Raw genomic sequence first — 13,315 nt, 5'->3', positions numbered from 1 at the left:
ATTTGTCTAAAATTAACATTATTGTTGATGAATTTCAGCATTTTACTCCAATAATTTAAAACTATAACCAGGTATGAAATTTCTGGATAAACCAATTCTTGACCCACTGTGTAAGTAAACAATAGCAGACCAAAATGCCGATAAGCCATGGAAAATAAGTCAGAGGCAGTGCCTCCATTTTTAAGGCAGCGGCAAATGGCGTAAACGGCAAAACGACACCAATAATCATAATTAAACTCGTCAAGGCAACAACCGGTGCAGCGGCCCAGCTTTGAATAAAGGGTATTTTTTTGGTCCTTATCATATGGATAATTAATGTTTGTGAAAGCAATCCCTCTACAAACCAACCAGTCTGAAAGAGTGTTTGATCCGATACCGTATTGGCCTTGAACACGAAAAACAATACCGCAAAAGTGGCGAAATCAAACAATGAACTTATGGGGCCAATAAATAACATAAACTTAGAGACACTACCAGCATCCCATTTCTTTGGCTCGACGATAAATTCCTCATCCATGCTGTCCCAAGGAATAGATACCTGCGATATATCGTAGAGTAGATTTTGAATAAGCAGATGCACCGGCAGCATCGGTAGAAAGGGAAGAAAAGCACTGGCCCCAAGCATACTGAACATATTGCCGAAATTGCTGCTTGCCGTCATCTTGATATATTTAATGATATTTCCAAAAGTTCGACGTCCATAAATAACCCCTTTGCGCAGCACCATAAGATCTTTTTCCAGCAGAATGATATCTGCACTTTCTTTGGTAATGTCAACAGCCGTATCTACACTGATACCCACATCAGCCTCCTTAAGTGCCGCCGCATCATTGATACCATCGCCCATAAAGCCAACCGTATGTCCTTTATCCCGCAATGCTTTTACAACACGAACTTTTTGAAGAGGGCTCAACTTTGCAAATACCGATACCTCATCAACACATTGATTTAACTCGGTGTCCGGAATGCTATCTAATTCATTTCCATTGACAATCCGATCCACCGGAATGCCGACATCCATACAAATTTTGCGTGTGATAATCTCATTATCTCCTGTCAACACTTTGATTCCGATTCCCAATTTTTGTAAGGATTCAATGGCCGGCTGTGAAGACGGTTTGGCCGGATCCAAAAAGCCGATAAATCCCGTCAACGTCAATTTCGCTTCATCTGCAACAGCATAGGTCAAGGGGTGAGCACCTTCAAATTCGCGGATGGCAACCAATAAAACACGTAATCCCTCCTCATTCATCTTTTTCGAGGTTTTCAATACAATTTTACGCATCGTATCGTCCATCGGTACAGTACGGTCATTTTCGACATGCAGACTACGGTCATCTCCCGGATCAAAAGCATGTGTACAAAGCTCAAGCATTTCCTCTACGGCCCCTTTACAGATCAGTAGATGTTTGCCATTATGCTGTTTGAGGACCACAGACATCCGTCGCCGCTGAAAATCAAATGGAATCTCGTCAATTTTCAGATATTGATCCTCCACTTTCAGGTAATCGTGCAATTCGGCATGTTCCAACACAGCCTTATCCATCAAATTCTTGAGACCAGTCTGATGAAAACTATTGAGATAGGCCCATTTGAGCACCTCATCATCTTCGACCCCATACACATTAAGATGTTTTTCCATGACGATCTTGTCCAATGTCAACGTTCCTGTTTTGTCGGTGCACAGAATATCCATGGCACCTATATTCTGGATAGAATTTAACCGCTTGACGATGACTTTACGCTTGCTCATATTGACAGCACCCTTGGCCAAGTTAGCGGTGACAATCATGGGCAGCATTTCGGGAGTTAAACCTACAGCGACAGCAATGGCAAACAGTAGCGCTTCTGTCCAGTTCCCTTTCATCAACCCATTGATCAAGAAGATCAGCGGAACCATGACCAGCATAAAACGGATCAATAAGAAACTCACCTTATTTACACCCTTATCAAAACTTGTTTCGGGACGTTCGCCGGTAATCGATTTGCTGATACTCCCAAAATAGGTGTAACTTCCTGTCGTTACAATCACGGCTATCGCCGATCCACTAACAACATTGGTCCCCATAAAACAAATATTACAAAGTTCAATAGGTGATTTTTCCGCCGCATTCCGGATAGGCAAATAATTCTTCTCTACCGGAAGCGCCTCTCCAGTCAGCATACTTTCACTCACAAAAAGATCCTTACTCTGAACAATACGGCAATCTGCAGGTATCATATCCCCAGCAGAAAGGTATACAATATCTCCCGGCACCAGTTCGACAATAGGAATCTCTCTTTTCCCTTTAAATTTCCGCAATACTGTTGCCGTAGTTTTGACCATACTTTTTAATTTTTCTGCCGCGGCATTACTTCGATACTCCTGTACAAAACGAAGCAGCGCACTGACCAAAATCATAATGGACACCACAACAACTGTTTTATAATCTCGTTCGCCAACCTCTGGAAGCCCTACATCGATGATAAAGGAAACAGTGGCAATCAATAACAGAATATATATAAAGGGGTTGGCAAAAGATTTCAATAGCTGCACATACCACTTTGGGGCCTTTTGATGTTTCACCTCATTTAATCCAAATTTCTGTTGACGTTCCTTAGCCATTTCATCTGTAATCCCCTCTCTGCTCGTTTCTAACATCGCGCAGGCAAGTTTTTCATCCTGACTGGCCACCCCCTGCAACTTGGTCACGGTCCCCACATTCATTCCATTGGAACTGATCATATTGTGCAATGGATTCTTTGTTGTTTTATTGTTCATTTTAATCATAACCCTATAGCCCCTTTCATGTTAATTTCCGTAAATCCCGTTCTTATTATAGATCCGATTCTTATTACAGGTCCGACTCTGTACCTATAATTTCCCAGCTTATTTTTGTTACTCTTTCCTCGATGGTCAATCGACTAGCCATCCGTTCGATAAGACTGTCTTGCTGACCGATGGCTCTAACGATGGCCCTAATGACAACGCCGTTTGTAGCGAGGGTATCGTCACTCGAAAGCGAAGACAACAACAGTTTTTCGTTACTGCTCAGCATCTGCATCAATAAAACACGAATATGATTTTCGATGTCTATCCCACAGCCTATGGTCAGTAGATATTCGGTTTGTGATGCTGCAGATTTATTAAAAGTCAGGAAGGCCATTTTTTGCCCGATTGGACGAAAGATCAGGTGTGTAAGAATAATAGCCAACGCAACCACAAATGCTTGGGCATGCAAACCTAGACCACAGAGCGCCCCTACTGCAGCCGAACACCAAATCGTCGCCGCCGTGTTTAGACCATGCACATTCAAACCGTCCTTCATAATCACACCAGCGCCAAGAAAACCAATTCCGCTGACCACATAAGAAGCAATCCGTCCGGTAGCATCACCGCCAATTTCTATGGAAAGCAGCACAAAAGCTGCTGCTCCCAACGAAACTAAGGTATTTGTCCGAAGCCCCGCATTTTTCTGGCGCCATTGGCGCTCTACTCCCACAGCAGCCCCCAAAAGCAATGCTACAAATAATCGTATGGCAAATTCAAAAACACTCATCTCTTTGTCCTCCTTTGCCTGCAAAGGTCCACATTCCTGCTCCTAGAATCTGTTAGAGATCTTTTAGAAAATTATTAGAATTTTATTAGAGAAATAATCAAATTAAAAAACTGTAATACAGTTACTTATAATTTAAATATAAAATTTACAGATCAAGCTGTCCAATTTCTTTAACTTCAAGCATTGTTGTGGTGTAAATCAGTTACACTAAAAACAATAAAAAAATGGAACAACGCATCAATTTTTTCGCAAAAGGGCAAAACGCCATGAAATCAATGTATGGAATAGGTACATATCTAAGCAAGTGTTCGATAGAACAAGAGCTTTTGCATCTTATTTATTTCCGTGTATCACAAATCAATGGCTGTGCGTATTGTCTTGACATGCATTCAAAAGATCTACTGGCGACCGGAGATCAACCACAACGATTGTTCTTATTGGATGCCTGGCGGGAAGCCCCCCTGTATAGCGAACGTGAACGTGCTGGGCTGGAATGGGCCGAAGCCGTGACGAAAATTACGCATGGTGATGTGTCGGACGAGGTTTATACGAAAGCAACTGCTGTATTTTCGGAAGAAGAACTTATCGACCTGACCTTGGCCATTACAGCAATCAATTCTTATAACAGGATCAATATTTCCTTCCGCACACAAGCAGGAAGCTACAAAGTTGGGCAGCACAAAGTACAGCCAACCTCATAAACACGAGGTCGATATTTATACGATAAATTAAACCATAAAAATGAAAGATTTCATCTTATTATTTCGTCAGGGGGCCAATGAACCAAGTCAACTGACAGAAGAAGAAGCAAAGGCTGTAAACAAAAGATGGTACGACTGGATTAGTGACATCGATGCGCAAGGTAAACTGAAGGATCATGGCTCCCGTCTTGAGCCAGCCGGAAAGGTATTAAAGCCAGGCGGTATCGTTACGGATGGACCTTTTGTGGAGATTAGGGAAAGACTCGGCGGTTTTATTGTCGTCGCAGCAGACGATCTTGACGAAGCAACAACCTTGGCCCATGGCTGTCCTATACTCGAATTTAATGGTAGTGTAGAGATACGTGCACTGCTCAACTAATCATATACGGGGCAGCTGTACACGCGCACAGCCGCCCCTATTTTAGACTTATGGATCCGGATTTTCTAAAACAGCTTTTCCAGCAAGAATTTACCAAAATAGTCGCTGTCATCAGTAAAAGTTTTGGTCTTCAATACATCGAAATCGCCGAAGATATCGTCAGCGAAACTTTCTTATTGGCCACAGAATCTTGGCAGACCAAAGGCGTTCCTGCAAATCCTACGGCTTGGCTGTACACGGTTGCAAAACAAAAGACACTGGCCCACTTTAGAAGAAATAAAATATTTACAGATAAAATCATCCCTGCAGTGCGGCAGAGCGAGCCGGAAGCAGAAAGCATCGACGACTTTAATTTCTCGCAGGAAAATATCAAAGACAGCCAATTAAAAATGCTGTTTGCAATCTGCACGCCAGCAATTGCCAGTGAGGCTCAAATAGGTCTTGCCCTTAGAATCCTCTGTGGTTTTGGTATAGACGAAATTGCCGAGGCATTTCTTTCCAACAAAGAAACCATCAATAAGCGCCTATTCAGAGCAAAGGAAAAACTACGTTCAGAAAAAATCGAACTCGAACTGCCCTCCGAAGCAGAAATTATTAAACGCCTCGATAACGTACTCCATATTATTTACCTCTTATTTAATGAAGGGTATTATTCTAAAACCCAAAATCAAATTTTAAGAAAGGAGCTCTGTATTGAAGCTTTACGCCTTGCGCTAATGCTTTCGACTTATGAGAAAACAAATACACCTAAGACCAATGCGCTTATTGCGCTGATTTGTTTTCATTCCTCCCGTTTCGAGGCAAGGCTGACCAATGAAGGTGATTTCATTTTGTATGAGCAACAGGATGAGGAACGCTGGAATCAAGAACTTATACATCAAGGGCTTCATTTTCTCAAGAACGCTGCATCGGGCGATGAACTCACATCCTACCATCTGGAGGCTAAGATTGCTCAATGCCATTGTATAAAGGAAGACAGTCCAGAAAAATGGGCCGAAATACTGCAATGGTATGACCGTTTATTAGTCGTCAATTATTCCCCGGCAGCTGCATTGAATAGAATATTTGCACTGTATAAAGTAAAAGGTGTTAAAGCTGCATTAGTCGAAGTAAAAACCTTACAACTAGAAGACAATCATTTTTATTTTGTGCTGCTGGGAGAACTCTATAAGGAACTGGATAAAAACAAAGCCATCGCAAACTTTAACAAAGCAAAAATCCTGGCTAAAACAACATTGGAAAAAGAGATCATCCAACAGAAGATTGATGCTATAAAGTCTGCAATGGCCTAATTTGTTTACTACTTATCGATTACTTTTGCTCCTTTCCAATAGGATACAAAAAGTTGGTATAGCTCCGAGGGCTCCAAATCAATAGTTGAGGACGAATACATGATACACAGTTCTTGAGTGGATTCTTGATAAGCCATTTTCCATAACAGCGACGAAAGCTGCTCTTTATATTTAGGGGGATTACCCAATGTAACAATGACCAAAGTATCACCACCGACTTTTTGTAAGTCGATGCTTTTGACATCCTGCCAGTCGCCTTGGCCAAAAGCTTTCGATACCGGTGTTGTCTTTCCAAGAAAATAGCGGTCGTTCAAAACAATTTGCGCTGTTTTATCTCGAAGGCTCAGTAGGCTGGAAAACAATAAAATTAAGAGTACCAGCAATGCTCCTGCAGAGAAAACTGTCGGTTTGGCTTTAAATACACCATCAAATAAACCGATACTGTACAATAAAATGACCAGAAGCAACAAACATAGGCCTCCCGAAATTGACAATAGCTGACTTGTTTTCTTTTTATTTCTGTATAAACTTGTTTCCTTCATCTGCTTAATTTCCCCAGTTAACATTCAGGTTATGTTTTTCAGCATAAGCTTTTCCTAAAGCATATACGTTGTCAAACACCTCGTTAATGGAAGGCATATCGTTTTTTTCGATCTTTTGGAGTAATGCCTGCTTTTCTTCAGCCGAACCTTTACCATCACATAACTTTGCATAAGCGGTATATTCATTTTTATAGACAGGCAACACTTTTTCAAATAATGCAATAGACTGCTCTTTCAATGCTTTTGCATCGGCATCGGAAACATTCAGTTCCTTAATATCCTTTAAGGCCTTTTCGACAACCTGAATTTTGATCCCGACAGATTTTTGAGCTTCATCGCCTACTTTCTTACTGGAGGGCATATCCGCAAATTCAACGGTCTCCTGCTCGAGCTGTTTGCCATAGCGTTCAGGGGCAAAATCTGCTACAAGATTTGTGTTTAAAACAACTTTTCCGAAAAAAGTCTCTGGACTTGGGGATTGACAAGCCGTAAAAAATAAGCTCATCGACATGAAAATAATAAATAGTAAGTGCTTCATATATAAATTCTGTTTGTGACCAAAGTAATTAATTATCATGAAATAGGCAAACATCTTGCCCCCGCCCTCCTGCTCTATAAATTGTCATAAACCCTTCCTTTTAGGCGGAAAAAGCACGATATCGGAGCGATTTATATTGCACAAAATGTTAATTTTTAATATATTAGCAATTACAACATAAGAGATTAAAAACAGTCATTATGGGCTATGATATTAGTTACCACCCCATCTCAGAACAGCAGATAGAAACTTGGTATTTTGACTTGCTCAAAAATCCTGAAAAGATTGAGGAAGTTTCTGCAACTCACCAACTAGAAGACTTCTATAAAACCAAATACCAAGACACCTTAAATGCGGGCCGGGAAACCGACAAAAATGATTATTTTGACAAAACCCATGGTTTTTTCATTGCTGTTGTCCAAGGTTTTTTCGAAAAATACTTCTATGTTCGAGGTGGAGCCCTGTCCTTCTCCAAAAATGACCATTTATCCAGCTATTACAAACAGTGGGAACAATTTGTTCAACAAGAATTTCTAACCAATAATATCGAAAATAGGCTTGTAGAAAATTATTGTTCGGGTGTGTTTATCCCGGCAGAAAAAGTCGCGCAATTGTTGATAGATTACCAAAGTGACCCGACGATCAAGGCTGAATTAGATACGCTATTTTCTGATAACCGTATTTCTATTTTCCTCAATGCACTGCAATATGCCAAAGATCGTAACCTTGGTCTCTTGGAAGCAACAGAAGTTGTAGAACCACAACCTTTTGATCTGAATGAATCAAAAAGTTACTCCAACCTTTTTAACTGCGACAAAGATGGACCGCTTTTATATCAGACAACAGCATTAAAACAGATCCAAGAAATAGAACAACGCAATGGACTTCCAGAAAATGAGATTTTACCAAATGTCAAAACAGAGACAATCCATGCGGACCCTAAACATTTTGAAACCACAGACAGTTCTCAAAGCAGCAAAAAAAAGAATTTTTGGAGCAGATTATTCGGTAAAAATTAGTCGCTGGTCTTTGCTGAACATTGGCACTATAGATACCTTAATAGCATCTACACTGTTGAGAAAATTTTGAATTCCGACCCATTAAACACTTCAATAATTTTGGATTCAATCCGTTATACTGATATATTCCAAAAACAATTGATTGCCTTGTATCTGAATTAAACAAATGATTTGACGATATTCGTCTTAGAATTATAACTGCTCACCCCATTATGATCTTCATTCTTCTCCTTATTATTCTTACGCTGTTCGGGATTTTATATCTGCTTCGTTCGGCTGTCAAAAAACAACAGCGGAAAATAACAATTGTTGAGTATGCCATTATCATCGGCTACCTGATTTCATTAATGATAACTGGGGTAGGGCTATTATTCCACTCGAGTCAATATAATCAAGCCGTAGATCCCGTAGATGGTGATTGTTATATTCCCTTCGGCGGAAAACACCTTGTATCGCTATCATTTTATTTTATTGCATTTAATATTTCAGCAATAGCGATTTGGCTCAAAGGACGAAAAATCCCCCCTATTCCTCTTGTTCTGATGCTGATTATGTTAATGATAGGTAGTATTATCAGTCTGTTTGTGCTCGTTCAGGTCAGTCACCACGATACGTCCACATTGGATATGTATGTTGGCAACGAAGGAACTTTATTCTTTATTTTCACGCCAATATGCTGCTTGATTATGGGCATTGGGCTAATCCGTAAAATCATCGTTGAAGAGCGGGGTTACGCTATGAGCAGAAGCTATGCCAACAGCACGCTCAATAAAATCAATAACCTGCTTTCCTCAAAGCTGAATTATCCGGCATGGGCTCTTATTTTACTTGTTCCGGTCTTTCTCCTACTAACTATCATCCTCATCTTATTGGGGCAGGATCGGGACTCCATGGTGAAAGTTTTCACAGAAACAACTACTTGGGCTTTTTCACAAAAAATGCACCCTCCTATCCTCGATCATCAGGGCCATTACCTCTGTACAGTTGCGGCAAAAGGAGATCCTGCCCTTGTTAAACCCCTACGGCTAGGCACAAGACATGGCAACACGATCATTGTCAATAGACAGCTTCAGGTGGCCAACGCATTCGAAGAAATATTAAGCGATTTATCACCAGCACTACATCGCTATGTCAGATATTGCTACGATAAATATGGTTTTAATATCTCCGTAAAAATTAATTCCAGCAGTGCCTCAAATGTGACTTATATTTTGATGAAACCACTAGAATATATATTTTTATTTTTCTTATATACACTCTACGTCGAACCCGAAAAGAAAATCGCAAAACAATACAGCTAATTTTTAAAATCGTAGCCAACAATCAGTCATTACCTCAATTTTCTCCATTTCGGGAAGCACTTCATTTTAATCATTATGGATCAAACACATTATTTTATCGTTCTGACAGGAGGACCTGGAGTCGGTAAAACTACCTTATTAAATGAATTAAATAAGCAGGGATTCAGCATTGTGGAAGAGGATGCCCGGCGCATCATTCGAGAACAATTGGAAGCTGATGCCGATGGTTTGCCCTGGAAAAATAAAATTCACTATGCCAAACTCATGTTGGCCGCTTCATCAGCCAGCTATTTGATGCAGGTGAGGCAAGATCACCAAAACTACATTTTTTTTGACCGCGGAATTCCAGATACATTGGCATATATTGCGATGGAAGATCTTTCAATCGAAGAAGAACTGCTTCACGAAGCAAAAGGTCGACGTTATCATAAAAAAGTATTTATATTACCGCCTTGGGCTGAGATCTATGCGAATGACAACGAGCGGAAACAAACTTGGCGGGAGGCCGAAAACACTTTCAAGATAATGAAAGAGACCTATACACAACTCGGTTATGAAACCATTGAGGTTCCAAAAACAACGGTAAACGATCGCGTTCAGTTCATCCTGAAAGCCCTGGAACAGCAAAACTATTGATTCCGCATTTCTTTCTCAATACGGCGGTCAGGTATAAGCCACATAATAGCGACTGTTCCATACATGAGCAAACTGATATAGGGATTAATAAAAGACAGCCCTATCCCCAAAAAATACAGCGCTGTAGAAATATTTTCCTTAACCTTCGATTTAACCGCTTTTTTAAGTGCAGATTCTTCCCCTTCGATTTGAATCACAAAATATTCAACGATATTATATGATATGGAACACATGATCAGGACAAAGCCATAAGCGATAATAGGATCCCTTTCAAAATGTGACTCACCAATCCAATTTGTTGTAACCGGCATTAATGATAGCCAAAACAATAAATTCAAATTGCTCCAAAGAACTTTTCCATTTACTTTTCGAACAATTTGAAAGAGATGATGGTGATTATTCCAGTACAGTCCAACGTAAACAAAACTAACGATATAGGAGATAATTTTAGGATATAATGGTTTAAGACTCGCAAAAGTAAATCCTTCAGGTACTTTTAATTCAAGTACCATAATCGTTATAATGATGGCCAAAACGCCATCACTGAATGCTTCTAACCTGCCTTTAGTCATTTTTGAAGATCGGAGTTAATAGCTGATACTGCAGGCCTAAGCGAAATACATTTAATCGTGCCACACCGGGATCAGCACCAAGCATCCCGTTGTTATAATCCTTCACTCCCCATGAATAACCGGCAAACACGGTATAACGGTCATAATTTACATTAAACTGTAAACGAGGGCGTAGATCCAAATCAATAACCTTGCCTCTATCACGATCAAAACTTGTTTTATTCCCCTGTTTATCTTCAATGCTACCATTTTCTTTGATGCTCAGCGTTTTGGCAATATCCATACCCAGCTGAATATCCATTGTCATCGGTTCAAAAAAGACACGATAGCCAACAAAAGGATTAAAATTGATAAATTGTTGATTTAGACGGGTCTGACCACGGCTTCCATTCATAAACTCATTGCCTTCCAAATCAATCTTTGTCTGCAATCGTTCATATGCACCCTCTAAACCTAATATTAGGTTGTTGGCAAAAACATAACGGTAGTTTAAAGCGCCACCAATATTGATTCCATATTTTTTTCCATAAGGATTATTGGTATAATAGTCCTGTTGCGTAGATCCATTCAACGTACTCTTTGCTTCGGTTCCCGATCCCGTAAAATTGGATACACCTGAGGTAACACCCACACGTAGTTCATGAGATTGCGAGAAAGCCATAAAATGGGTTATACCAGCAAAAAGTCCGACAAGTAAAAATCTCTTCATCATAACCGAAATATTAAATTAAAATCCTTTAAAAAATTGAGTGAATTTGATTGTTAAAAGTAAGAAAATTTATGTGATTCAACTTACTCCAATCTTTATTTTTTCTGTAACGATAAGGTGTATTCATCAGCGGAAATCCATCAATCTTATCAACCAATAAAAAAATATCGGGAGACAATATGACTATATTTATTGAACTACATCAATGGAAATGAATCAATTCAGGCTTATTTTTGTTGTATTACAAACAAAAGAATAATCCGTATGAAATATATATTGGAAAACCCTATCCTTGGCCATATTACTGAGCAGAAATATAAGACCACCATACAATGGAGAAATGGAGAGTTTATTACGGATGAACCTGAAAAACTTGGTGGCAAAGATCTTGGTCCTGACCCCTACACCCTTCTTATCTCATCGCTTGTATCTTGTACCTTAGCTACTTTACGCATGTACATCGATAAAAAAGGGCTTGATATTCCAGAAATTTCAGTCAGTTCAAATATGTACCTCAAAATTGAAAAAGGACAAGTGGTTACATATTTTGATCGCGAGATAGCTTTTGGACAAATCTTAGCAGAGGATACCCGAGAACGCCTGCAACAAATTGCCGAAGAATGTCCCATTTCAAAAATTTTAAAGGGTAATGCCATTGTCAATACGCTCATCAGGACAAATCCTTAAACAAGAACATCATGAAAACATTAACCTTTCTCATATTTGGTAAAAATGAAGAAATTCTCCTCACGCTCAAGAGAATCATTGAAAACACGCCCAACTGGAATGCAACGATACAATACGATTTGGATGCCTGTAAAAAACAGCTAATAGATGTCCCTGTAGATGTTTTATTATTGAGTTCGGGACTTTCTCCTCAGGAAGAGCATGAAATAACAGATCACCTTACGCGGCTCACCTATTCGATTGGTCTGATCAAACATTATGGCGGTGGAAGTGGGCTTCTAAAAAATGAAGTCTATAGTCTTTTTCCAGACTTACTCTCCGTTTAATAAAGCATAGGCCATAGCAATAGCGCCCTAGAAAAACAACCGAAAACCGTTAAAACTCTTTCTTTATTGAACTAGATCAATAGAAATCGGCGGCTAATAGGCTAATTTTGGATACTAAATAATAGAATCATGAACAGACAGAACTTTATAAAAAAGGGACTTTTGGGTTCCGGAATATTTGCATCAACAGTGTCTTCAGCTGATATCTTGAAGAATGATATTGACGAGATAGAACCGCTTGAAACGCTGGATGCCGAAGCTGTAAACTATAATTCAGACAAATTGGAAAACCATAGTGTCCTCCACAAAGCGGCTACACGCGGTCATGCAAATCATGGTTGGTTAGATAGCAATCATACGTTTAGCTTCGCCAATTATCACAACCCCGAACGTATGCACTTTGGTGTGTTACGTGTGCTAAATGATGATATGGTGGCTGAAGGAAGAGGTTTTGGCAAACACCCTCACGACAATATGGAAATCATCAGTATCCCTTTGGAAGGTGATTTGCAACATGAAGACAGCATGGGTAACAAAGCTATTATCCGGAAGGGAGATATTCAGGTCATGAGCGCCGGAACGGGCATCATACACAGTGAATATAATAAAAATACCGATCAGGTAGTCAAGTTTCTTCAAATTTGGGTGTATCCTAATCAACGGAATGTGAGCCCCCGATACGATCAAATTACATTGGATATAACACAAAGACAGAATAAATTCCAGCAAATTCTTTCTCCAAATCCAGAAGACGAGGGTGTATGGATCCATCAGGATGCCTGGTTTTCCATGGGGCATTTTGACAAGGACGCCCAAACAAAATACCAAATCAAAAAGGCCGGAAATGGTGTATATGTTTTTGTAATAAAAGGTAGTGTTACTGTCGAAGGACAAGAATTAGAAAGCAGAGATGGCTTTGGAATATGGGATGTCGCTGAAATTAACCTGAAAGTGACCTCAGCAGATACTGAAATCCTACTGATGGATCTCAGTATGATATTGGACTAATTAGCTGCACTATTTAGACATCAATTAACAAAAAAAGGGAGCCTATGAGGCTCCCCTTTTTGTTAA

Annotated in this window: 15 protein-coding genes; 9 read left to right on the top strand and 6 right to left on the bottom strand. The window is 39.8% G+C overall.

Features of this window, described 5'->3' with window-relative positions; genetic code table 11:
* Window positions 1-61 precede the first annotated feature (61 nt).
* Together mgtA and A9970_RS20550 are read right to left on the bottom strand one after the other, a co-directional pair.
* The gene (mgtA, locus tag A9970_RS20555) at window positions 62-2,761 is read right to left on the bottom strand and encodes a magnesium-translocating P-type ATPase (protein WP_220801668.1); all 2,700 of its coding nucleotides are present in this window, start codon (window positions 2,759-2,761) and stop codon (window positions 62-64) included.
* Between the two features lie 73 nt (window positions 2,762-2,834).
* Window positions 2,835-3,539 (bottom strand): MgtC/SapB family protein, encoded by a 705-nt coding sequence (locus A9970_RS20550; RefSeq protein WP_120336208.1) that lies wholly within the window; start codon window positions 3,537-3,539, stop codon window positions 2,835-2,837.
* A gap of 224 nt (window positions 3,540-3,763) precedes the next feature.
* Here A9970_RS20550 and A9970_RS20545 point away from each other — a divergent pair, with 224 nt between their 5' ends.
* From A9970_RS20545 to A9970_RS20535, 3 genes are read left to right on the top strand one after another with little or no spacing between them, the layout of a single operon-like run.
* Window positions 3,764-4,240, top strand: a complete 477-nt coding sequence (locus A9970_RS20545; RefSeq protein WP_182983501.1) for a carboxymuconolactone decarboxylase family protein — start codon at window positions 3,764-3,766, stop codon at window positions 4,238-4,240.
* 40 nt (window positions 4,241-4,280) lie between these two features.
* A complete protein-coding gene (locus A9970_RS20540) occupies window positions 4,281-4,619 on the top strand; it encodes a YciI family protein (RefSeq protein WP_075993946.1) in 339 nt (112 codons plus the stop codon).
* Window positions 4,620-4,669: 50 nt separating this feature from the next.
* Window positions 4,670-5,911 (top strand): RNA polymerase sigma factor, encoded by a 1,242-nt coding sequence (locus A9970_RS20535; protein ID WP_182983500.1) that lies wholly within the window; start codon window positions 4,670-4,672, stop codon window positions 5,909-5,911.
* 8 nt (window positions 5,912-5,919) lie between these two features.
* On the opposite strand, the gene A9970_RS20530 is transcribed toward A9970_RS20535, so the two are convergent.
* Window positions 5,920-6,477, bottom strand: a complete 558-nt coding sequence (locus A9970_RS20530) for a hypothetical protein (protein WP_182983499.1) — start codon at window positions 6,475-6,477, stop codon at window positions 5,920-5,922.
* Window positions 6,458-6,991: a hypothetical protein gene (locus tag A9970_RS20525; RefSeq protein WP_147420985.1), complete on the bottom strand. Its 534-nt coding sequence runs from the start codon at window positions 6,989-6,991 to the stop codon at window positions 6,458-6,460. Before A9970_RS20525 ends, A9970_RS20530 begins: the two co-directional genes overlap by 20 nt.
* Window positions 6,992-7,191: 200 nt before the next feature.
* Here A9970_RS20525 and A9970_RS20520 point away from each other — a divergent pair, with 200 nt between their 5' ends.
* The 3 genes from A9970_RS20520 to A9970_RS20510 all read left to right on the top strand — a co-directional run bounded on the left by A9970_RS20520 (window position 7,192) and on the right by A9970_RS20510 (window position 9,947).
* Window positions 7,192-8,010 (top strand): hypothetical protein, encoded by an 819-nt coding sequence (locus A9970_RS20520; protein WP_182330814.1) that lies wholly within the window; start codon window positions 7,192-7,194, stop codon window positions 8,008-8,010.
* A 212-nt stretch (window positions 8,011-8,222) separates the two neighbouring features.
* Complete coding sequence (locus A9970_RS20515; protein WP_182983498.1) at window positions 8,223-9,311, top strand: DUF6688 family protein; 1,089 nt, start codon at window positions 8,223-8,225, stop codon at window positions 9,309-9,311.
* Window positions 9,312-9,386: 75 nt separating this feature from the next.
* Complete coding sequence (locus A9970_RS20510) at window positions 9,387-9,947, top strand: AAA family ATPase (protein ID WP_182983497.1); 561 nt, start codon at window positions 9,387-9,389, stop codon at window positions 9,945-9,947.
* Here A9970_RS20510 and A9970_RS20505 read toward each other — a convergent pair.
* The gene (locus A9970_RS20505) at window positions 9,941-10,519 is read right to left on the bottom strand and encodes a TMEM175 family protein (protein ID WP_120336201.1); all 579 of its coding nucleotides are present in this window, start codon (window positions 10,517-10,519) and stop codon (window positions 9,941-9,943) included. The genes A9970_RS20510 and A9970_RS20505 overlap by 7 nt on opposite strands.
* Entirely contained in the window at window positions 10,512-11,231 is a 720-nt protein-coding gene (locus tag A9970_RS20500; protein ID WP_182983496.1) for an outer membrane beta-barrel protein, read from the bottom strand. Before A9970_RS20500 ends, A9970_RS20505 begins: the two co-directional genes overlap by 8 nt.
* A 261-nt stretch (window positions 11,232-11,492) precedes the next feature.
* Between A9970_RS20500 and A9970_RS20495 the strand changes: the two genes are divergently transcribed.
* The 3 genes from A9970_RS20495 (at window position 11,493) to A9970_RS20485 (ending at window position 13,249) form a co-directional block, all read left to right on the top strand.
* Complete coding sequence (locus A9970_RS20495) at window positions 11,493-11,915, top strand: OsmC family protein (protein ID WP_075993955.1); 423 nt, start codon at window positions 11,493-11,495, stop codon at window positions 11,913-11,915.
* A gap of 11 nt (window positions 11,916-11,926) precedes the next feature.
* Window positions 11,927-12,241, top strand: coding sequence for a hypothetical protein (locus tag A9970_RS20490; protein WP_075993956.1), 315 nt, complete (start codon window positions 11,927-11,929; stop codon window positions 12,239-12,241).
* 129 nt (window positions 12,242-12,370) lie between these two features.
* On the top strand, window positions 12,371-13,249 hold the full coding sequence (locus A9970_RS20485; protein WP_182983495.1) for a pirin family protein: 879 nt from the start codon (window positions 12,371-12,373) through the stop codon (window positions 13,247-13,249).
* Window positions 13,250-13,315: the final 66 nt, after the last annotated feature.

This window comes from Sphingobacterium sp. UME9, from assembly GCF_014170215.1.
GTDB classification, from domain to species: Bacteria; Bacteroidota; Bacteroidia; order Sphingobacteriales; family Sphingobacteriaceae; genus Sphingobacterium; species Sphingobacterium paramultivorum.
The sequence above is the reverse complement of the archived record's forward strand: the minus strand, read 5'-3'. Positions and strand labels throughout refer to the sequence as shown.